The sequence below is a fragment of the Clostridium paraputrificum genome (assembly GCF_900447045.1).
GTDB lineage: Bacteria > Bacillota > Clostridia > Clostridiales > Clostridiaceae > Clostridium > Clostridium paraputrificum.
Genome location: NZ_UAWH01000016.1, coordinates 94989 through 116663 on the forward strand (window position 1 = coordinate 94989; position 21675 = coordinate 116663).

Annotated in this window: 20 protein-coding genes and 1 riboswitch; of the genes, 2 read left to right on the forward strand and 18 right to left on the reverse strand. The window is 30.4% G+C overall.

What is annotated here, in order from left to right:
- Positions 1-9: 9 nt before the first annotated feature.
- From fmt to DR024_RS13805, 11 genes are all read right to left on the reverse strand, one after another.
- Positions 10-936, reverse strand: coding sequence for a methionyl-tRNA formyltransferase (gene fmt / locus DR024_RS13755; RefSeq protein WP_111919028.1), 927 nt, complete (start codon positions 934-936; stop codon positions 10-12).
- Between the two features lie 17 nt (positions 937-953).
- The gene (gene def / locus DR024_RS13760) at positions 954-1397 is read right to left on the reverse strand and encodes a peptide deformylase (protein WP_049176851.1); all 444 of its coding nucleotides are present in this window, start codon (positions 1395-1397) and stop codon (positions 954-956) included.
- Positions 1398-1408: 11 nt separating this feature from the next.
- Entirely contained in the window at positions 1409-3616 is a 2208-nt protein-coding gene (gene priA / locus DR024_RS13765) for a primosomal protein N' (RefSeq protein ID WP_111919030.1), read from the reverse strand.
- A 45-nt stretch (positions 3617-3661) separates the two neighbouring features.
- Complete coding sequence (coaBC, locus tag DR024_RS13770; protein ID WP_111919032.1) at positions 3662-4852, reverse strand: bifunctional phosphopantothenoylcysteine decarboxylase/phosphopantothenate--cysteine ligase CoaBC; 1191 nt, start codon at positions 4850-4852, stop codon at positions 3662-3664.
- 2 nt (positions 4853-4854) lie between these two features.
- A complete protein-coding gene (gene rpoZ / locus DR024_RS13775; protein WP_027097484.1) occupies positions 4855-5073 on the reverse strand; it encodes a DNA-directed RNA polymerase subunit omega in 219 nt (72 codons plus the stop codon).
- Positions 5066-5689 (reverse strand): guanylate kinase, encoded by a 624-nt coding sequence (gmk, locus tag DR024_RS13780; protein WP_111919034.1) that lies wholly within the window; start codon positions 5687-5689, stop codon positions 5066-5068. The genes rpoZ and gmk overlap by 8 nt, the downstream gene beginning before the upstream one ends.
- 1 nt (position 5690) lies before the next feature.
- Positions 5691-5960 carry an extracellular matrix/biofilm regulator RemA gene (gene remA, locus DR024_RS13785; protein ID WP_027097482.1) on the reverse strand — a complete coding sequence of 90 codons (270 nt, stop codon included), beginning with the start codon at positions 5958-5960 and terminating at the stop codon, positions 5691-5693.
- 19 nt (positions 5961-5979) lie between these two features.
- Entirely contained in the window at positions 5980-6861 is an 882-nt protein-coding gene (locus tag DR024_RS13790; RefSeq protein ID WP_027097481.1) for a YicC/YloC family endoribonuclease, read from the reverse strand.
- Positions 6862-7573: 712 nt separating this feature from the next.
- Positions 7574-8941 (reverse strand): NCS2 family permease, encoded by a 1368-nt coding sequence (locus DR024_RS13795; protein ID WP_027097480.1) that lies wholly within the window; start codon positions 8939-8941, stop codon positions 7574-7576.
- A gap of 80 nt (positions 8942-9021) precedes the next feature.
- Positions 9022-9119: riboswitch (purine riboswitch) on the reverse strand.
- 86 nt (positions 9120-9205) lie between these two features.
- The gene (locus DR024_RS13800) at positions 9206-10201 is read right to left on the reverse strand and encodes an asparaginase (RefSeq protein WP_027097479.1); all 996 of its coding nucleotides are present in this window, start codon (positions 10199-10201) and stop codon (positions 9206-9208) included.
- 192 nt (positions 10202-10393) lie between these two features.
- Complete coding sequence (locus tag DR024_RS13805; protein ID WP_027097478.1) at positions 10394-10795, reverse strand: PBECR3 domain-containing polyvalent protein; 402 nt, start codon at positions 10793-10795, stop codon at positions 10394-10396.
- Positions 10796-10945: 150 nt separating this feature from the next.
- Here DR024_RS13805 and DR024_RS13810 point away from each other — a divergent pair, with 150 nt between their 5' ends.
- The gene (locus tag DR024_RS13810) at positions 10946-11971 is read left to right on the forward strand and encodes a branched-chain amino acid aminotransferase (protein ID WP_111919036.1); all 1026 of its coding nucleotides are present in this window, start codon (positions 10946-10948) and stop codon (positions 11969-11971) included.
- Positions 11972-12003: 32 nt separating this feature from the next.
- Here DR024_RS13810 and spoIVA read toward each other — a convergent pair whose 3' ends face one another.
- A complete protein-coding gene (gene spoIVA / locus DR024_RS13815) occupies positions 12004-13482 on the reverse strand; it encodes a stage IV sporulation protein A (protein ID WP_027097476.1) in 1479 nt (492 codons plus the stop codon).
- Between the two features lie 244 nt (positions 13483-13726).
- Here spoIVA and DR024_RS13820 point away from each other — a divergent pair, with 244 nt between their 5' ends.
- The gene (locus DR024_RS13820) at positions 13727-14251 is read left to right on the forward strand and encodes a hypothetical protein (protein ID WP_111919038.1); all 525 of its coding nucleotides are present in this window, start codon (positions 13727-13729) and stop codon (positions 14249-14251) included.
- A 31-nt stretch (positions 14252-14282) separates the two neighbouring features.
- Here the strand turns inward: DR024_RS13820 and DR024_RS13825 are convergent, their stop codons facing one another.
- The 6 genes from DR024_RS13825 to pstB form a co-directional block, all read right to left on the reverse strand.
- The gene (locus DR024_RS13825; RefSeq protein ID WP_027097474.1) at positions 14283-15275 is read right to left on the reverse strand and encodes an NAD(P)H-dependent glycerol-3-phosphate dehydrogenase; all 993 of its coding nucleotides are present in this window, start codon (positions 15273-15275) and stop codon (positions 14283-14285) included.
- Complete coding sequence (der, locus tag DR024_RS13830) at positions 15275-16594, reverse strand: ribosome biogenesis GTPase Der (protein ID WP_027097473.1); 1320 nt, start codon at positions 16592-16594, stop codon at positions 15275-15277. The genes DR024_RS13825 and der overlap by 1 nt, the downstream gene beginning before the upstream one ends.
- Positions 16594-17928, reverse strand: a complete 1335-nt coding sequence (locus tag DR024_RS13835) for a DUF512 domain-containing protein (protein ID WP_027097472.1) — start codon at positions 17926-17928, stop codon at positions 16594-16596. The genes der and DR024_RS13835 overlap by 1 nt, the downstream gene beginning before the upstream one ends.
- Positions 17929-18133: 205 nt before the next feature.
- A complete protein-coding gene (locus tag DR024_RS13840) occupies positions 18134-20131 on the reverse strand; it encodes a methyl-accepting chemotaxis protein (protein ID WP_027097471.1) in 1998 nt (665 codons plus the stop codon).
- Between the two features lie 116 nt (positions 20132-20247).
- Positions 20248-20910, reverse strand: coding sequence for a phosphate signaling complex protein PhoU (gene phoU, locus DR024_RS13845; protein WP_027097470.1), 663 nt, complete (start codon positions 20908-20910; stop codon positions 20248-20250).
- A 15-nt stretch (positions 20911-20925) separates the two neighbouring features.
- On the reverse strand, positions 20926-21675 hold the full coding sequence (pstB, locus tag DR024_RS13850; RefSeq protein WP_027097469.1) for a phosphate ABC transporter ATP-binding protein PstB: 750 nt from the start codon (positions 21673-21675) through the stop codon (positions 20926-20928).

A 21675-nucleotide genomic window follows, 5' to 3' on the forward strand; every position in this document is an offset into this window, starting at 1 on the left:
ACCACTCCTCTATCCTAATTTTTCTTTCTTCTCAATCTTATGCCCATTTATATATTGTTCTATGGTTAAAGGCTTTCCATTTGGAAGCTGAATCTTTTTTATTAATAGAACATTACTTCCACATGAAACCTTCATACCTTCCTTTGTTGCACTAATAATTGTACCTGGCTCTTCTTTACTTTCTTCATTAAGTGGATTACTTTCATAAATTTTCATTCTTTCACCTTTAAAGTTTGTGAAAGCTACTGGCCACGGATTTAGCCCTCTTATAATATTATGAATATCTTTAGCACTATCATTCCAATTTATCTCAGCTATCTCTTTATTAAGCATTTTTGCATAGAATGTTTCATCGCTTTGCTTTTCTGGAATTATAGTATTGTTCTTAATCCCTTCAATAGTGTTAACTAAAAGGTCTGATCCTCTTTCTTTAAGTATATCATATAGTTCACCGGCGGTCATATTCTCTGGTATCTCTACTTCATCCTTTAATAACATATCTCCGGTATCTAAACCAACGTCCATAAGCATAGTCGTGTTTCCAGACTTCTTTTCACCCTTAATTATTGCCCAGTTTATAGGTGCAGCACCTCTATACATTGGTAATAAAGATCCATGTAGGTTAATACATCCATGCTTAGGTATATCTAAAACTTCTTTTGTTAATATTTGACCAAAAGCAACAACTATTATAAAGTCAGGATTAATAGACTTTAACTTTTCTATCATATCTCTATCATCCTTAAGCTTTATAGGTTGATACACCTCTATATTATTTTCTAATGCAACTTCCTTAACTGGTGAAAAAGCTACTTTTTTACCTCTTCCCTTTGGTCTATCTGGCTGTGTAAATACTGCACAAACATCATATTTTTCAATTAGCTTTTTTAATGAAGGAACAGCAAAATCAGGTGTTCCCATAAAAACTATCTTCATAAGTTATCCTCCAATTTCTACTTTAAATGGTCTACAAATAACACTCCATTTAAGTGATCATTTTCATGACATATTGCTCTTGCTAATAACTCCTCTGCTTCTAAAATAAATTCTTCACCCTTTTCATTTAAAGCCTTTACTTTAACATAATTAGGTCTTTCAACATCTTCAGAAACTCCAGGTACACTTAAGCATCCTTCTTCACCTATTTGGCATCCACCTACCTCTAGTATTTCAGGATTTATGAATACTCTTGGACCATAATCATCATATACATCTATAACGAAAATTCTCTTTAAAATCCCCACTTGTGGAGCAGCAAGCCCTACTCCATCTGCATCATACATAGTATCTATCATATCCTCTATTAATGTTAAAGTACGCTCATTTATAGCATCAACATTTCTACACTTCTTTCTTAAAACTTCATCGCCTTTAGTTCTTATATTTCTAATTGCCATTTTCCATCCTCCTAAGTCATATTATTTGGATTAATATCCATACTAATTCTTATTTCATTATATACACTCTTATTCAATTCATAAAGTATATCTTTTATTTTTAACTTTAATTTATTATCTAAATTTCCTTTAATAATTATTTGCCATCTATAGTTATCCTTCAACTTGGTTATTATACACGGTACAGGTCCTAATATTTGAATATTTTCCCTACTATCTAGTAGTTTTCTCAAACTTTCTCCTACCTTATTCATAAATCCTTTTAATTTTCGTTCATCTTTACTAATAGAATTTATTAAAAAGATAGTACTGAAAGGCGGATAATTCATTATTTTTCTAACCTTTATCTCTTCATTATAGAGATCATTATAATTGTTTTCTATGGCATATTGAAGGCTTAAGCTATTTGGAGTATAAGTTTGTATAACTACTTTCCCCTTCTTTTCTCCTCTACCAGCACGACCAGCCACTTGCGTTATTATTTGATAAGTACGCTCTGAAGACCTATAATCAGGAATATTTAATGATATATCAGCGGCTAATACCCCTACTAATGTTACATTCTTAAAATCTAACCCTTTTGATACCATTTGTGTACCAATAAGAACATCTCCTTCTCCACTTTTAAAAGCATTATATATATTTTCATGAGAATCCTTATTTCTTGTTGTATCAACATCCATCCTCATTACTCTAGCTTTAGGAAAATATTTTTTTACCTCTTCTTCCACTCTTTGAGTTCCTGCCCCAAAAAACTTAACATACTTACTACCACACTCTGGGCACACCTTTTGTTCCCTCTGTGCTCTACCGCAATAATGGCATATTAAATATCCATTTTTATGATAAGTCATTGATAAATCACACTCTGGACATTTAAAAACATAACCACAACTTCTACATGAAACAAAACTTGAAAAACCTCTTCTATTTAAAAATAGAATTATTTGTTCTTTTCTTTCCAAAGTTTCTTTCATCTCATTATATAAGCTTCTACTTAATAGTGACAAGTTTCTAGATTTTAATTCTTCTCTCATATCCACTATTTCCATTTGTGGAAGTGGTCTATTACTTACTCTATTTTTTATTTCTACTAATTCCAACTTTCCATTTAAAGCCTCATAGTACGTTTCAATAGATGGAGTCGCTGATCCTAAAATATATTTACACCCTTTTATTTCACTAAGAAATTTTGCTACTTCTTTAGTTAAATATTTGGGATTTTGTTCAGATTTATATGTGTTTTCATGTTCTTCATCAATAATTATTATTCCTAGATTATCTAAAGGTAAGAATATTGCACTCCTTGCACCTACTACAAGTCTTGCTTCTCCTTTTTTTATTCTATACCATTCATCAAACCTTTCACCTTGAGATAATTTACTATGAAATAATGCAACATTTTTACCAAATCTACCTTTAAACCTTTCTATCATTTGAGGTGTTAATGATATTTCTGGGACAAGAACTATTGCTGATTTTCCTTCTTTTAAAGTTTCACCTACTAAATTCATGTAAACCTCAGTTTTTCCTGAACCTGTGACCCCTTTTAAAAGAAATCCCTTTTTATCCGAATTAAGTATCTTATTAAAAGCATTTTTTTGTTCATCATTTAGAACATTTTTACTTTCTTCTATATAACTTCTAGTATTATATCTGTAAACAACTCTATCTTCTGTTAGTAAATAACCATTTTCTATTAATTTATTTAATGAATATGATGATAAAGAATAATCATTAATTATTTCACTTTTAGTTAATTCCCCATCCTTTTCTTTTATTAAATTAACTATTTTTACATAATTATCTTTGTCTTTAAGCTTTCCATCTAGTTCTTTATTAAAAACAATTACTGTTTTTTTCTTATTTTTAATTCCTTTTGATAATCCAGAAGGAATTATTGTTCTTATTGCATCTATATATTTACAAAGATAGTTTTCTCGTAAGAAATCAACTAACTTTAAATCATCTCTTGTTAAGATAGGAATATCATCAAGTATTGAAGAAATATATTTTATTTTTTTAACATTTTCTATCCCTTCGCACTTCAAACCTAGAACAAATGCTTCAGTAGGTTTATTTTTAACTCCAAAAGGAACCTTTACCCTATGTCCTATCTCTATAATATCAAGTAATTCTTCCTTAACTTTATAAGTGAAGGGTCTATCAATTTCTATTGCATCACTATTTATTATAACTTCAGCATATAATTCAAACAATTACCCTCACTCCTTTTAGATGTATAATATAAGAAAAAGCGCATTTTAGCGCTTTCCTCCTATAATGTCAAATAAATTTCTAGCCACTTCCCTTTTACTCATTTTCTCTAGGGAAAGCTCTTGTCCTTCTCTTGTAACGATAGTTACTCTATTGTCATTTGAAGCAAACCCACTATCTTTTGATGTAATATCATTTGCTACAATATAATCTAAATTCTTTTTAATAAGCTTACCTTTAGCATTTTCAACAACATTTTGACTTTCAGCTGCAAACCCAACTAAAATTTGTCCTGACTTTTTCTCTCCTAATTCCTTTAAAATATCATTGTCTCTAGTAAGAATTATTTCAAAATCGCCATTTCCCTTTTTAATTTTGTTTTCACTGTATTCTTTAGCCTTATAATCAGCAACTGCAGCTGACTTAACAACAATATCAGAAGTTTCAAAATGCTTTAGAACCTCACTTCTCATTTCTTCATTAGTGTTAATTTTAATTACATTTATTCCATATGGTGCAGGTTCATTTGTAGGTCCTGAAACAAGAACTACTTCTGCCCCTCTATCTCTTGCTTCTTCAGCTATTGCATATCCCATTTTACCTGTAGATCTATTTGAAATAAATCTGACTGGATCTATATTGGCTCTAGTTGGTCCTGCTGTTACAAGAACCTTTTTGCCTATTAAATCTTTTTTATCATAAAGCTCACTTAGAACTTTTTCTACTATATCTGAAGCAGGTGCTAATTTTCCTTTTCCCTCATCTCCACATGCAAGTCTACCACTAGCTGGTTCAATAAATTCATACCCTAACTTTTTAAGTTTTGCTATATTTTCTTGAACTATAGGGTTAGTATACATATTAGTGTTCATAGCTGGTGCAAATATTACTTTAGCTCTTGTTGCCATTATAGTAGTTGAAAGCATGTCATCTGCAATACCATTTGCAACTTTTCCTATAATATTTGCTGTAGCTGGCGCTACTAAAAACACATCTGCCCTTTTAGCTAAACTAATATGTTGTATTTCCCAAGCCTTAGGTTCTGCAAACATATCTGTTGTAACGATATTTTGACTCATAGATTGAAAGGTAAGAGGAGTTACAAACTCGGTAGCTGACTTTGTCATTATAACTCTAACATCTACATCTTTTTTTCGTAGTGCACTTATAACATCCAAAGCCTTATATACTGCAATTCCTCCAGTTACACCTAAAACAACACACCTTTTATTTTCCATGATTACTTAGTTGATTCCTTTACTCTCTCATATCCAACTGCGCCATCATTTACTTCATTTATTGCAATAGTTAAAGCCTTTTTAGAATCTACATCTACTAATTGTTTAGAACCGTCTATTAACTGTCTAGCTCTTTTTGATGTTACTATTACTAGTGAATATCTATCTTCTACCTTTTTTAATAAATCTACTACTGATGGATTAATCATTGAATTACTCATGACTTATGCCCTCCTCTAAATTCAAAATTGTTCCTTGTATTCTATCAACTCTACATTTTTCTGCAGCTAGTATATTTTCTATCTTATTCACTGCATTTTCTACAGTATCATTAACCACTGCATAATTATATTTAGAAATATAGTTAATTTCTTGATAAGCTGAATTAAATCTTCTCATTAAGGATTCTGGTGTTTCACTTCCTCTATTAATGATTCTTTGTTTTAATTCTTCCATTGAAGGAGGAAGTATAAATATAAATACTCCTTCTTCTGTATTTTCTTTTACTTTTAATGCCCCTTGTATATCTATTTCAAGAATTACATCTTTTCCAGAGTCTAAAAGTTCTTGTACATTTGACTTTGGTGTACCGTAACAATTACCATATACCTCAGCCCACTCTAAAAAATCATCCTCTTCTACTTTCTTTAAAAACTCATCCTTATTTAAAAAGTAGTAGTTAATTCCATGAACCTCACCTTGTCTTGGATCTCTAGTTGTAGCAGAAACAGAAAGGTGTATATCTTTATGTTTTTCTAAAAGTGCCTTGCATATTGTACCTTTTCCTGCACCTGAAGGACCAGAAATAACTATTAAAACTCCCTTGTTTTTTGCCATATTAATCTTCAACCTCGTCTTCTACTTCATCCTTTGTAGATAATCTATGAGCTACCGTTTCTGGTTGAACAGCAGATAATATTACATGATCTGAATCTGTTATTATAACTGCCCTTGTTCTTCTTCCATATGTTGCATCAATTAGCATGCCTCTATCTCTTGCTTCCTGAATAATTCTTTTTATTGGTGCTGATTCAGGACTAACAATTGCCACTAATCTATTTGCAGAAACTATGTTCCCAAAACCAATATTAATTAATTTAATACCCATGTTCTAATCCTCCTAATTATTATTCAATATTTTGAACTTGTTCTCTTATTTTTTCTAATAAGTTCTTTATGTTAATGACTATATTGGTCATACCCATATCATTAGCTTTTGAACCAATGGTATTAGTTTCTCTATTCATTTCTTGAACTATAAAATCAAGTTTTCTACCTATTGGCTCATTTAATTCTAGTGTTTTTCTCATTTGATTTATATGGCTATTAAGTCTTGTAATTTCTTCATCTACAGCAGCTTTATCAGCAAAAATGGCAACTTCTGTAGCTATTCTTTCTTCATCTAATTTAATACTACTAGTTAATTCTTTTATTCTTTCTTCTAATTTACGTTTGTAGTTTACAGGGACATTTTCTGCTATTTCTTCAATTTCCTTAACATTTGCTTCTATATCAGATAACTTACATAGAATATCTTCCTTTAACTTTTCTCCCTCACTTACTCTCATATCATTCATCATTTCTAATGACGATATAACAAGAGGTTTTATTTCTATTAAAATTTCTTCTAGGTTTTCTTCTTCAGCTTCTAATGTTAAAACATCTGGAAATCTTGATAATCTTGTAGCTGTTATATCGTTAACAACTCCTAGAGTTTCTGATATTTCCTTTAAACACTCATAATATCCCTTTGCAAGATCCATATTTACTTTAGGAAGAGCATTGCTTTTACTATAGCCTTTAAAGTTTATAAAAACATCTACCTTACCTCTATTTAGATAATTATTAATTATTTTTCTTACTTCATCTTCTAAAGCAATCATAAATTTAGGCATTCTTATATTAACATCAAGATATCTGTTATTCACACTTTTCATTTCTATAGAAAATAAGTGTTCTTTTCCTTCTTCACTTTGAGCTCTTCCAAAGCTAGTCATACTTTTAGCCATAATTATTCACTTCCCTCTCCCTTATTATAGACTCATATTAATTTATTTTTCCTCACCAGTCAATAATTCGTTAATAAATTATTTACATTTGTTCTTTTTCTTTTCTTCTCTAAACTTTATAGTAACCCTTCAGCTTACTCCGCTTATTTTTTAATAACTTTTATATTATAATCCTCATAACATTATCTCCAACTTCAAATAAAAAATTAACGACACCACTGTGGAACCCTCACTTTTTACCAGACGCACAAATAGCATTCTAATTTTTAATTTTACAAATAGAACTTACTCATTAAAGCTTCTAAAGCTTGTCTGAGAAAAATCTTGCAGAGTCACATATTTTATTTTTCATTCTTTAAGAAGCAGACAAACTTTATCAATATCAAACTATTGAAGCTAACTGAAATTTAATTTAATTTACTTAAGAATAAAAAAATAGTTTATCTTCTTTTCTTTTTTAAATAAAATCCTCCATGCCCTATTATAACTACATATTTATATATTTAAAACAATCTTTAAATATATATTTATACACAATAAATTCAAAAAATTTAATTTTAGATAAATAAAAAATTACCAAAGCAACTGTGGAGCCATCTATTTTTAAATCATCTACATAAGTGATGTTCCAAATTAAAATCTTATAACTAGTCTATACGTTAAAAAAGTGGTCATACCCACAAAAGATATAACCACTTAATCACTATAAATATTAAATAAATATTAATTTCAATAAGAATAAGAATGCAAGTATTATCATTACCCAAGATACTTTCTTCTTATCTTCTTTAACAAAGAATATATTGTATATTAAATTAATTGCTACATAAGAAATTACACCAAATGTTAAACCATCACCAATGCTATATGCAAGAGGCATCATAGCAATTGTAATAAATGCTGGTACACCTTCTGTTAAATCATCGAAGTCAATATTCTTAACTGCTCCTAACATTAAATATCCAACGTAGATTAATGCTGGTGCAGTTGCACATGAAGGAATTGCTATAAATATTGGAGAGAAGAACATTGCTAATAAGAATAGAACACCTGTTGTTATTGCAGTCCATCCTGTTCTACCACCTGCTGCTACACCTGTTGAACTTTCAACGTATGTTGTAACAGTAGATACCCCTAAGCAAGCCCCAGCTGTTGTACCAATAGCATCAACCATTAAAGCCTTACCTGCATTCGGAACCTTGCCATCTTTATCTAACATATTTGCTCTTGAACAAACACCAACTAATGTACCAACTGTATCAAAGAAATCTACGAATAAGAACGTACAAACTACAACAAAGAAACTACCAATTGTTGTTGGATGTAACATATATCCAAAATCAATCTTACCAGCTATAGGTGCTATACTTTCAAATTTAAAAATTCCTTCTGGAAGATAAATACCAAGTGATGCTGCATAAGCAGGATCAAACTTTGCATATCCCCAAGCTACTAATGTTGATACTAATATACCAATAAGAATTGACCCCTTAACACCTTTCTTATCAAGTACTGCAATAATTAATAGCCCTAATAAAGCAATTAAAAATGTAGGTGATGTAAATCTACCAAGTGCAACTAATGTACTATCATTGTTAACTACAATTCCAGAACCTTGTAATCCAATAAATGCTATAAATAGTCCAATACCTGCAGTAACTGCATACTTCATGTTTTTAGGAATTGCATTTACAACAGCTTCACGTACTTTAAATAATGATAAAAGAATAAAAATGATACCTTCTACAAATACTGCTGTTAAAGCTATTTCCCAAGGAATTTTATTTTGTCCTACAACTGTAAATGCAAAATATGCATTTAGTCCCATACCAGATGCTAATGCAAATGGTAAATTAGCGAAAACACCCATTAAAATTGTAGATAAACCCGCAGCTAAACAAGTAGCTGTAACTAAAGCTCCTGCATCCATTCCTGCAGCACTTAAAATATTAGGATTTACCGCTATGATATAAGCCATAGTTAAGAATGTAGTAATACCTGCCATGATTTCTCTTTTGAAATCAACATTTTCGTTTGTGAAGATTTCTAATAATCTTCTTTTTTGTTTAACGTCTTGCATTTTTCTCCTCCAAAATAATAAAAAGGTCCTTATGAGCTAAAGAAAAGCAACAACTCATAAAGACCTTTTAAAATTTAATAATATACATTCAGTCCACTCATAGTCAGATATTTACGGTATCTGGTAGAAACTGTGACCCTTATTGACACATTATATGAGTTATTCGCTTTACGAATATTATTATATAATGCGCAAGTAATAATTGTCAATAGAAACGTATGAAATTCGTATATCTTTTCACGAATATTCGATTTATTTTATTATTTATAATTCATTATTATACAATCCATCTTCCATAAACTCTTTTATAGCACTATATTCATCAGTATAACTTAAAGCTACCATCAACTTAATTCTAGCTTTTTGCCCTTGCATAGTATCTCCAAATATGGCACCTCTATTTCTTAAATCTTTTCCTCCACCTTCATATCCATAGGAATCAAAGACTCTCCCTTCAAAACACCTTGACACAATTACAACAGGAATATTTCTCTTTATAGCCCTTTCAACTCCATGAACCATTTGAGGAGGTATATTACCTCTTCCTAAGGCTTCAATAACTATTCCTATGTAACCTTTTTCTATAGCAAAATCAATGAAAGAACAATCTGAACCAGATACACACTTTATTAGGGCTACATCCCCTTTAATATTATCTATTTTTACATGCTGTCCTTTTTTACACTTTCTGTAAAATATTACATTATCATTATCTACTATACCTATAGGACCAAAATTAGGTGTTCTAAAAGCATTGAGAGCCATAGAGTTTGTTTTTGTCACTTCTCTTGCACTATTTAATTCTCCATTAAAACACACTAACACTCCTCTTCCAACAGCCTTTTCTGATGCAGCCGTACATATTGATGTAGCTAAATTAAACGGACCATCATACCCTAACTCTGAGCTACTTCTCATTGCACCTGTTATAACCACAGGCTTGCTACTATCTAAAGTTAAATCTAACATATATGCTGTTTCTTCTAGCGTATCCGTTCCATGAGTTATTACAACTCCGTCTATATCATCTCTTTCTAATAACTTATTAACAAATCTTGATAATTCAAACATAAGATTAGGTGTCATATGAGGAGATGGAAGACTAGAAAAGTTATAACTTTCTATTTCCGCATAATCTTCTATCCCTGTTACCATAGTCATTATTTCTTCACCAGTTAATGAAGGTACTGCTGCCTTAATCCTCTCATCTACTTTCATAGATATTGTTCCACCATTAAAAACCACTGCTATTTTCTTCATGTCAAACCTCCATATTTTATCTAAAAAAATAACTTTTGGTAAATTCCAAAAGTCATATAGTTTTTGGCAGGTCGGCGTATCCTGCATCTCTATTTACTAAATTTAGCGTGTGAGGAGCCATTTCTCACCTCAAAAAATAACTATTCAATTTCTATATTATAATTCTTAGAAAATAATCTTTCAAGTATATAGTTACTCTATACTACAACTTAATAATTTTCCACCATATATCTTATTATCTATTTTACTTTTTGTGATTGGGTATAAAGTAGAAACATAAATATATCCTTCATCTTTATCTACTTCCATTCCCAATAACAAAATACTATCTACCTTTTTTACAAACTCTATTGTTATCCTGTTATTTTCTTTTATCTTTGTCCCTATATAATCAGGATCCTTTAAAATACTTTCTATTACATTTATAAGATTATCCTTTACATTTCTACTTAACTGCTTACTATGGCGTCTTATTATATGCCTAATTACACCTGGTGAGATATATACACATCCGTAACACATAACTCCTAATTTTTCTGCTAAAGAAGTCTCTATTTTCCCTACTTTTTTATAAGCCTTATAATAACTTCTCATACTTTACTCACCACGCCTTTTTGTATTCTATTTACGCTTTATAGTATATTTTATTCTGCACAATTCAAATAAGATTACATTTTTTATTTACCTATTGAAAAATAGTGATAAAATATAATTATTATTAAAACAATTAGGAGGGCTATATTTATGGATACAACAAAAGAAATAAATTGGGACGAACTTGGTTTCAATTATATTAAAACAGATTTTCGTTACATATCTGTTTGGAAAGATGGTAAATGGGATAATGGCAAACTTACAGAAGATAATATGCTTAGAATAAGCGAAGCATCAACAGCTTTACATTATGGTCAACAATGCTTTGAGGGGCTAAAAGCATATAGAACAAAAGATGGTAGCATTCAACTATTTAGAGTAAATAGAAATGCTGCTCGAATGAATGATTCTTGTAGAAAACTTTTAATGCCTGAAATACCTGAAGAAAAATTTATAGATGCATGTATGCAAGTAGTTAAAGCAAACGAAAGATTTGTTCCACCTTATGGTTCAGGAGGTACCCTTTACTTAAGACCATTTATGATTGGTGTTGGTGACAACATTGGTGTAAAACCTGCTCCAGAATATATATTTTCAGTATTTTGCGTTCCTGTAGGAGCTTATTTCAAAGGAGGGCTTGCTCCAGTTAACTTTATGATTTCAGATTTTGATAGAGCTGCTCCATATGGAACTGGTCAACAAAAAGTAGGTGGAAATTACGCAGCATCTATGGAACCACATAAAATTGCAGCAGAAAGAGGTTTTGCAGACTGTATATATCTAGATCCAGCTACTCATACAAAAATCGAAGAAGTTGGAGCTGCTAACTTTTTTGGAATTACCCATGATAATAAATTTATAACTCCAAACTCATCATCAATATTACCAAGTATAACTAAGTATTCACTATTAGAGCTTGCAAAAGATTATCTTCATCTAGAAGTAATTGAGGGTGATGTTTATATTGATGAAATTGACCAATTTAAAGAAGCAGGGGCATGTGGAACTGCTGCTGTTATTACTCCAATTGGCGGAATTGAATATAAAGGTAACCTTCATGTTTTCTATAGCGAAACAGAAGTTGGTCCATTAACAAGAAAATTGTACGATCTTCTTGTTGGAATTCAATTTGGGGATGTTGAAGGACCAGAAGGATGGATATTTAAGGTTAAATAAAAGAAAACTCCTGAATTATCAGGAGTTTTTTTTTATAAAATTATGCAGATTAATCCACCATTACCTTCATTAATAATCTTTTGAAGTGTTTTCTGGATTTTTACTTGTACATCTTCTGGCATCTTATATAACTTATTTTGTAATCCTTCCTTAACCAATACCTCTAATGACTTACCAAACATATTACTTTGCCATAAACTTGTTGGGTCACTTTCGAACTGATCTAAAATTGCCTTAACTAACTCTTCTGATTCCTTTTCAGAACCCATTATAGGACTGATTTCAGTTTTAATATCTGCTTTAATAAGATGTAACGATGGAGCACTAGCTTTAAGCTTAACACCAAACTTATTACCTTGCTTAACTATTTCTGGTTCTTCAAATTTCATTTCACTTAGTTGAGGCGCTACTAGTCCATAACCAGTTTCTTTTACATCTATTAATGCATCCTTAACTTTGTCATATTCCTTCCTTGCTACATTAAGTTCCTTTACTAAAGACAATAAATCACTCTCTGAAGAAACATCTAAATCACAAATTTCACTAAGTACTTTATAAAAGATACCATCTTTAGGCTTCATAAGAATTCTTCCAGTTCCAACACCTAAATCTATTTCCATTAGTTGAGAACTACCTAAATTCTCGTCTTCTTTAAAGGACTCTAAAGAAACCTTAATATCTTTTACCTTTGATATGTTGATACTCATATCCTTAACTATGTTTAAGAAATCTTTCTTTAACCAATGAGAAGGCTCAAGTTTTTCTAACCACTCTGGCATATCAATATTTATTTCTCTTACAGGAAATTCTGTAAGCACAGACTTAAATATATCCTCTATATCCCCTTCCCCCATATTGTAAACATCAAGAATTTGTACAGTTACATTATACTTTTCTTCAAGTTCTTTTTTTAGTGCTTTTGTTTCAGGAGCATTTGGTTTCATACTATTTAAAACTATTATAAATGGCTTATTTATAGATTGAAGTTCGGATATTACCCTTTCTTCTGCCTCTACATATTCCTCTCTAGTTATTCCAGTTATACTACCATCTGTAGTTACCACTATTCCTATTGTTGAATGATCTGTGATTACCTTTCTTGTTCCTATTTCTGCTGCATCCTCAAAAGGAATTTCATACTCATACCATGGAGTATGAACCATTTTTGCTTCCTCACCATCAAGATAACCTAATGCGCCTTTTACGATATATCCAACACAGTCTACCATACGCACTTTAAATACTAACTCATCGTCAAGACTTATCTCAACAGCTTCGTTAGGAACGAATTTAGGCTCAGTTGTATGAATACTCTTTCCTGATCCACTTTGTGGCAGCTCATCCTTAGCTCTTTCTTTTTTATAGTTATTATCAATCTTTGGTATTACCATAAGGTCCATAAACTTCTTTATAAAAGTTGATTTTCCAGTCCTTACAGGCCCAACAACTCCTACATATATGTCCCCTTGGGTTCTTTCAGCTATATCTTTGTATATATTGAAGCTGTCCAAGTTACGACCTCCTATATTATTTTTTAACAATATATATATATTCTTGATTTATAAAAGATATACTACCTTTTATATTTAACCTTAAATAATATATCTATTTTTCTATATATGATATGTTCCATATCTTAAGTAAATACCATGTGAAATTAAACTATTTTTTCCTATAATTATAGAATGTATGCATATTATGTGTTAAACTATTATTAAGATAACATTTACAGTAATTGATAAAAGAGGGATTAATATGGAGAAGAAGGAAATCATAAAAAGATTAATTAACTTTCTTAAGGGTATAACTAAAAGATGTCTTATAATTGATACTAATAACACCGAAGGTATGTCTAAGCTTACCTTAAATATATTAGTAAAAGAATTTACTACCCCACTTAACATAGCGATTGTTTCTCCTTCAGAAAAATTTTTCAATGAAATATTCCCTACAGCAAAAGATGGAATTAAGCTAAATACAAATTATTCTGTAGGTATTCACAAAATTTCTTTCTTTATATTTGAAAAGTCTTTTGTGAAAACTCCACCTAAGGATATAGAAATTTTAATTGTGCATCCTATTGACGGAATAAAAGATAAAGATTTACTAAAAGTGTTCGAGGGAAGCAAAAAAATGAAAAAAGCTATTCTTTTAGCAGATTCAATCAACGATGTTAGCAAAACATTTAAAAAATTTAACGTTGACTTCTTTTCATTGAAGCCACCTGAAGATGTAAGCTATTACGATGTTATGAAACAAAAATTATTTGATATCAAATAAAAGACCACGGAGTACCCGTGGTCTTTATACTTTAATATCTTTCATTCTTTTTATCACGTTCCATAAGTTCTTTAACGCCTTCTTCTGCGCTTTTCCCTTGGAATAGAACTTTATATAAAGAATCTGTGATAGGCATTGAAATATTCATTTTCTCTTTTAATTCATAAAAAGCCTTACAAGCTTTAACTCCTTCTACTACCATTCCTACTTCCTTTAAGGCAGAGTCTAGAGTTTCACCTTTTCCTATCAAAATACCCGCTCTTCTATTTCTTGAATGCATAGAAGTACAAGTTACTATTAAATCTCCCATTCCAGTTAGTCCATAGAAAGTATCTTCTTTCCCTCCAAGAGCTACACCTATTCTTGAAATCTCTTTCATGCCTCTAGTCATTAACGCAGCTTTTGTATTATCTCCATATCCTATTCCATCAATTACTCCAGCAGCTAGTGCAATTATATTTTTAACAGCACCACCAATTTCTACACCAACAATATCATCATTTGTATATACTCTAAAGTAAGATGTCATAAATAAATCTTGAATTTCCTTTGCGCATTCCATATCTTTTGATGTTACAACTAAAGTTGTTGGAATTTGAAGTGCAACTTCTTCCGCATGGCTAGGGCCTGATAGCACAACAACTTTATTAGGTAACTCTTCATTAATAACCTCTGAAAGTCTTATATCAGTTCCTTCTTCAATTCCTTTAGCTATTGAAACTATAGGAACATTAGCATTAAGCTTTCCTTTCAAACTTCTTGCAACAATTCTAATTATATGTGAAGGAACAGCTAATACTAAATAATCAATTCCTTCAATAGCATCATCTAAGTTATTATAGGCAGTTAAATTTGATGGTATATCTAAATCTTTTATATACCTATCATTTTTTCTGTTGATGTTAATATCATCAACAACACTTTGATCCTTATCATATATAGACACTTCATTTCCTTTGTTCGCCAAAAGGATTCCTAAAGCTGTACCAAAGCTTCCTCCTCCTATAAACCCGACTTTACTCATTACTTGTCCTTCCTCTCTCTATATTCTATCTCTATACCTGTTCCCTTAAAATCAAAACTTTCTCTTATTTGGTTCTCTAAATATCTTTCATAAGAGAAATGTCTTGCTTGTAGGTCGTTAACAAAGAATACAAACTTAGGTGGCTTTGTAGCTACTTGAGTAGCATAATATATCTTTAATCTCTTTAATGCTACCACAGGTGGCTCTTTCATTAATACCGCCTTACTTATAACATCATTTAAGATACCTGTTGATATTCTCTTGTTATAATTATCATAACACTTTTTAGCTAATTCTAAAACCTTATGTGTTCTTTGACCTGTTAAAGCTGAAATAAATAAGTATTCTGCATAAGATAAGAACTTAAGATTTTGTTGTAAGTCCTTTTTAAACTTATCCATAGTCTTATCATCTTTTTCTACCAAGTCCCACTTATTAACTATAACCATTATAGCTTTTCTCATTTCATGAGCTAACCCTATTATCTTTTCGTCTTGTTCTGTAATTCCTTCTGTTGCATCTATCATAAGTATACATACATCAGCTCTTTCTATGGAAGTAAGAGTTCTTACAGCACTATACCTTTCTATTTCTTCTTTAATCTTACTCTTTCTTCTAAGACCAGCTGTATCTATAAGAATAAACTTTCCTAACTCTGTTTCTAAAGTACTATCTATAGCATCTCTTGTAGTACCTGGAACATTAGATACAATTACTCTATCTTCTCCTAAAAGCTTATTTATTAAAGAAGATTTACCAACGTTAGGCTTACCTATCATTGCTATTCTAATGAATTCATCTTCCTCTTCTTCATCATCAAATTTATCGAAATTTTCTACAACTCTATCAAGCATATCCCCAAGACCTAATCCTTGTGATGCTGATATTGTTATAGGGTCTCCTATTCCTAAATTATAAAATTCCCAAGCATTTTCTTCTTCTTTTAAAGAATCTACTTTATTTACTACTAAAACAACAGGCTTTTTACTCTTTCTAAGCATATTTGCAACTTCTTCATCAGCTGCAGTTATACCTTCTTTACCATCAACGATAAATACTATAACATCTGCTGTTTCTATGGCTATATTCGCCTGTCTTCTCATCTGTTTTACAATGATATCATCTCTTTCAGGTTCAATCCCTCCAGTATCAATCATAGTAAAGTTATAACTTAGCCATTCAGCCTCTGCATATACTCTATCTCTTGTTACACCTGGTGTATCTTGTACTATTGATATTCTCTTTCCTGCTAATTTATTAAATAATGTAGACTTACCTACATTTGGTCTTCCTACTATAGCAACTATCGGTTTACCCATTATATCTCCTCCTGGTTATATTCATTTATTAATGATATAAGATCTTCTCCTGTATAATCACAAACAATAACTTTAACATCTAAAGCCTTCTCTATATCATCTATTGTTAAATCATCTAGCATAATACTATCTTGAGGTGCAAGTTCATATCCACGTCTGAACATATTATCTGCCATAAATAGATAAGGTGTTCTTATCTTTCCTTTTAATTGCTCAATAATATCTCCTCCTGTTAATAATCCATTAACAGTAATAGTATTTCCAAAGAAATTATTTATTATCTTAAATACATCTATGTGTATTTTAGGATTCTTCTTCACTATTTTTTCAGCTGCACTTTTCACTTCATCATAAGCTAAAGCACCCGTTATCATTGTATAACTTCCCTTTTTATTTAGATCTAATATATCTAAATCACTTTCTATCGCATCTCTAAAACACCTAGTAACTCCAACGCCATCTTCTATTTGGGTAAAACCATTATAAAATTCTGCATCTGGAATTTCTTCTCCTGCAACAATATAAAATTCATCTGAAAGTCTTACAAAAGGCTCTCCAACTTCATTATAAAATTTACTTTGAAGCTCTTTAACCATATCTATTGTATATTTTGAACCTTCTTTAGTAAAAGTATTTACTTTTTCAAGTCCTTCTCTAAATTTTGTAATACCTATAGGAACAACAGCTACATTATTAACCTGAGGATATAATTTATATAAATCCTCAATAGTTCTTTTAAGCTCTTCTCCGTCATTAACATCTGGAATACACACTATTTGCGCATGCATTTGTATTCCTTCATCTGATAGCCTTTGCATTCTTTCCAAAACATTTCCTGCAAACCTATTTTTAAGCATCCTTACTCTTAATTCTGGGTTAGTTGTATGTACAGAAATATTAATAGGGCTTATTCTATATCTAATAATTCTATCAATATCCTCTTCTTTCATATTTGTTAAGGTTACAAAATTTCCTTGTAAGAAAGATAGTCTTGAATCATCGTCTTTAAAGTATAGAGTATCCCTCATTCCTTTTGGCAACTGGTCAATAAAACAGAACATACATTTATTACTACAACTCTTAGCTTTATCCATTATTCCGCCGCCAAATTCAATTCCAAGTTCTTCTCCATAATCTTTTTCTATCTCTATATCCCAAATTTCGCCATTAGGCTTTTCTATTTGTAATACTATCTCTTCATCAGCTGAAAGAAATCTATAATCTATTATATCATCAATAATATTATCATTTATAGAAATTAACACATCATTAACTTCTATTCCAACTTCTTCTGCGATACTATCAGGAAGTACTTCTTTTATAACGTTTTTCATCTTTTCACTCCCTTTTTGTATAAGTTTCTACCTATGCTATATTACCTTATTAATAAATTCAAGTCAATTATATTGCCAACTTAATCCTTTTTTTAATTTTAACCAAAATTAAAAAATACAGTCTTAAATAATCCTAATGATTTTGTAATGAAAAACTATTTTTAATATAAAAGGTGAATTACCATATAGTAATCCACCTTTTTACTTATTGTTTAAAATGATTTAGTTTTTCCACTAAGTTTTCATTTAATTCAACTATTTTTTCAGACAATTCATTTACCGAATTATTTATTGATAACTGTTCTTCTGTATAAGCAGTTACCTCTTCTGTTGATGCAGAAGTTTCTTCTATTCCAGCAGCTAAGCTTTGCATTGAACTAGATATATTTTCTTTCTTTTCAATCATGGTTTCATTTCCTTCACTAGCAACCTTTATAGAATAATTTAAATTATTTACCCCATCAAATATGTTAACAAATGATGTTTCTGTTTCTTTAACATTATCATTTTGAGCATTTATAACTCCATTTACAACTTTAATTCTTTCAACAGCATCTATAATTTTATGTTGCATAACTGAAATAATGTTTTGAATATTAGATGTTGCTTCTTGAGATTGTTCTGCAAGCTTTCTTATTTCTTCAGCCACAACTGCAAAACCTTTTCCGTTTTCACCAACTCTTGCTGCTTCTATAGCTGCATTTAAAGCAAGTAAGTTAGTTTGTTCCGAAATACTATTAATGAAAATTATAATGTTTTCTATTTCTTTAGAACTTTCCTTTACATTATTAACACTATTATTTATTTCTTTTGTAGCTTCTATTGTATTTTTTGACCCTTCAACTAAGTTATTTACTGTCAACAAACCACGTTTAGATAAATCCTCTAGTTTGCTACATGCACTTTCCATTTCATCTAAAGAGTTTGACACACTTTCTATTATATTAGATAAATCTTCAGACTCTTGTGCTACTGACTCAGTATCCTTGGCTTGCTCATTTGATACGTCAGCAATCTGATACATTGTAGATGCTATTTGATTAGAAGAATTCTTTAATTCATCTAAAGCAGAGTTTAACTCTTCATTTCTTTCCATTAATGAAGATAAAGTAGCTTTAGTATCGCTTATTGCTACAGAAAAATCATCCAACATTAAGTTATAAGACTGTGCTATAGAGGTAACCTCATCATCTTCATTGTCAATTTCAACCTTACTACTTAAATCTCCCTCTCCTGCTTTCACCATAGCTTTTGCAACTCTATTTAATCTTTTAACTATTTTATTAATTATTATAGTTACTATAAATACAGTGGCAACAATCATAAGTATCATAGTAATAATAACATTTATTATTACTCCCCTACTAACATCTACATGCTCATCTTCATTTATAAAACTTATCATCTTCCACCCAGTTCTTGATATATCTGTAGAAAGGTATTTATATGTATGTCCATTTAAATCTATCTCGCCATTTGTATCTCCTTCTTTTGAGATAATATCTAAAATATTTTTCTCTTCTACCTTTGTATGAACTTTTGACATATCACTTCTATCAGATAATATAGTACCTTCTTTATTTATTAAAACTGAATATCCTGTTTTACTAAAGCTCTTTTCTGAAAAATAAACTGATATATCATTAAAGTTTATATTCATTCCTATAACACCTATAGGAGTATCTCCATTTTTCACACTTATATATATAGTAAGTGCTATATTACCTGAAAGCTTGTCTTCATACGGCCCAACCCATACAATATCTTCTGTCATAGCTTTTTCATAATACTCATTAGGGATAACATTGTCCAACCCTTTACTCTTATAATCAATAGAAGGAGTAATTAAATTAACATTACCACTTCTAAAGACTGTACTCATAATAACATCTGTTGCCCCTTTAAGACCTGATAAAATTCTCTCAGAATTAGTGAAATTCCCATTAGCTAAATCAGCTTGAAATATTCCTGTTTTAGCCATAGTATCCATTCTATATTCGATTCCCCAAAAATACTCATCCATAGCCTGCATAGCCGAGCTATAACCATTCTTTAAATCTGTCTCTAATACTTGATTACTAAATCTATTAATACTCCTTATACAGATAAAACTCAATAATACCTGTCCTAAGATAATAACTGGTAAAAGAATTAATAAAACTTTTACTTTTAATGATTTCTTCTTTTTAATTATACTATTCATTTGTACCTTCCTTTCTGCTATGCTCCTTACCTTTTATTAATTTTTCCTACTTTATATTTTCGCCCAAAAAGCTATATATCTTTAACAAAAAAAGACAAATTCCAAAAGAATTTGTCTTATTCATTCAAATCTACATATGTTCCTTTTTTAGAAAAAATTGTCCATTCACAAATATTAGTTACATGATCTGCTATTCTTTCTAGATATTTTGTAACAAATAATAATTGAGCACTTTTATTTGTTTTGCTATCATCTAATTTTATGCCCTCTAACAAAGCTCCAAATATACTACCATATAGTTCATCTATTTCATCATCCATAGCACAAATTTCATAAGCTTTATCTACATCCCCTTCAATATAAGTTTCTATAGATAATCCTATCATATTTCTTACTTTTTCTTCCATATCCCATAATGGAAGGGCTTCATCTCTTGTTTCTCCACCATTTCCATTTACCTTTTTAACAATCTTACATATATCAACTGCATGATCGGCCATTCTTTCAAGGTCTGTTACTATTTTAGATGCAGTAAATACATTTCTTAAATCTTTAGCTAATGGTTGTTCAGTAGCTATAAATTTTATACATTCTTCTTCTATTGACTTCTGTAATTCATCTACCTTATCATCATCTTTTATTATTTCTTCAGCTGACTTAACATCAGCATTTCTTAAGGCTAACATACTTAAGTAAATTTGTTTTTCCACCAAACTTGACATTAGTATTAATTGCCTATTTATTTCATTAATCCTTGCTTTTTGTGAAGTTCTAGTCATAAAGCACCTCCTATTTTAACCGAATCTACCTGTTATATAATCCTCTGTTCTCTTATCCTTTGGTTTATAGAAAATATCCTCTGTTTTACCAAACTCAATCACTTCACCATTTAAGAAGAATGCTGTTTTATCTGCAATTCTTCCTGCTTGTTGCATATTATGAGTAACAATAATAACAGTATATTTTTTCTTTAGTTCATCCATTAATTCCTCTACTTTACTAGTAGAAATAGGATCTAAGGCTGACGTAGGTTCATCCATTAATATAACTTCAGGAGATACAGCAAGAGTTCTTGCTATACATAATCTTTGCTGTTGCCCACCAGATAATCCTAAAGCACTCTTTTTTAATCTGTCTTTTGTTTCATCCCAAAGAGCTGCCCCCCTTAAACTTCTCTCCACTATTTCATCTAATGTCTTCTTATCCTTTATACCATGTATTTTAGGACCATATGCAATATTATCATAAATTGACATAGGAAAAGGATTAGCCTTTTGGAACACCATTCCCACCCTTTTTCTTAATGCAATTTCATCATAATCATCATATATATTTTTACCTTCAAATAAAACTTCCCCAGTTACTTTAACCCCTTCAATCAAATCATTCATTCTATTTAATGTACGTAGAAATGTTGACTTGCCACATCCTGAAGGCCCAATTAAGGCTGTAACCTCATTCTGATTTATATTCATATTTATATTTTTTAAAGCTTTATTAGTTCCATAATATAAATCTAAGTTTTTAGTTTCTATAATCGACAT

Bases quoted from the DNA above. Each gene is read 5' to 3' on its own strand.
- fmt (WP_111919028.1), bottom strand. From the start codon at position 936: ATGAAGATAGTTTTTATGGGAACACCTGATTTTGCTGTTCCTTCATTA.
- def (WP_049176851.1), bottom strand. From the start codon at position 1,397: ATGGCAATTAGAAATATAAGAACTAAAGGCGATGAAGTTTTAAGAAAG.
- coaBC (WP_111919032.1), bottom strand. From the start codon at position 4,852: ATGGAAAATAAAAGGTGTGTTGTTTTAGGTGTAACTGGAGGAATTGCA.
- rpoZ (WP_027097484.1), bottom strand. From the start codon at position 5,073: ATGAGTAATTCAATGATTAATCCATCAGTAGTAGATTTATTAAAAAAG.
- gmk (WP_111919034.1), bottom strand. From the start codon at position 5,689: ATGGCAAAAAACAAGGGAGTTTTAATAGTTATTTCTGGTCCTTCAGGT.
- remA (WP_027097482.1), bottom strand. From the start codon at position 5,960: ATGGGTATTAAATTAATTAATATTGGTTTTGGGAACATAGTTTCTGCA.
- DR024_RS13790 (WP_027097481.1), bottom strand. From the start codon at position 6,861: ATGGCTAAAAGTATGACTAGCTTTGGAAGAGCTCAAAGTGAAGAAGGA.
- DR024_RS13795 (WP_027097480.1), bottom strand. From the start codon at position 8,941: ATGCAAGACGTTAAACAAAAAAGAAGATTATTAGAAATCTTCACAAAC.
- DR024_RS13800 (WP_027097479.1), bottom strand. From the start codon at position 10,201: ATGAAGAAAATAGCAGTGGTTTTTAATGGTGGAACAATATCTATGAAA.
- DR024_RS13805 (WP_027097478.1), bottom strand. From the start codon at position 10,795: ATGAGAAGTTATTATAAGGCTTATAAAAAAGTAGGGAAAATAGAGACT.
- DR024_RS13810 (WP_111919036.1), top strand. From the start codon at position 10,946: ATGGATACAACAAAAGAAATAAATTGGGACGAACTTGGTTTCAATTAT.
- DR024_RS13820 (WP_111919038.1), top strand. From the start codon at position 13,727: ATGGAGAAGAAGGAAATCATAAAAAGATTAATTAACTTTCTTAAGGGT.
- DR024_RS13825 (WP_027097474.1), bottom strand. From the start codon at position 15,275: ATGAGTAAAGTCGGGTTTATAGGAGGAGGAAGCTTTGGTACAGCTTTA.
- der (WP_027097473.1), bottom strand. From the start codon at position 16,594: ATGGGTAAACCGATAGTTGCTATAGTAGGAAGACCAAATGTAGGTAAG.
- DR024_RS13835 (WP_027097472.1), bottom strand. From the start codon at position 17,928: ATGAAAAACGTTATAAAAGAAGTACTTCCTGATAGTATCGCAGAAGAA.
- DR024_RS13840 (WP_027097471.1), bottom strand. From the start codon at position 20,131: ATGAATAGTATAATTAAAAAGAAGAAATCATTAAAAGTAAAAGTTTTA.
- phoU (WP_027097470.1), bottom strand. From the start codon at position 20,910: ATGACTAGAACTTCACAAAAAGCAAGGATTAATGAAATAAATAGGCAA.
- pstB (WP_027097469.1), bottom strand. From the start codon at position 21,675: ATGTCGATTATAGAAACTAAAAACTTAGATTTATATTATGGAACTAAT.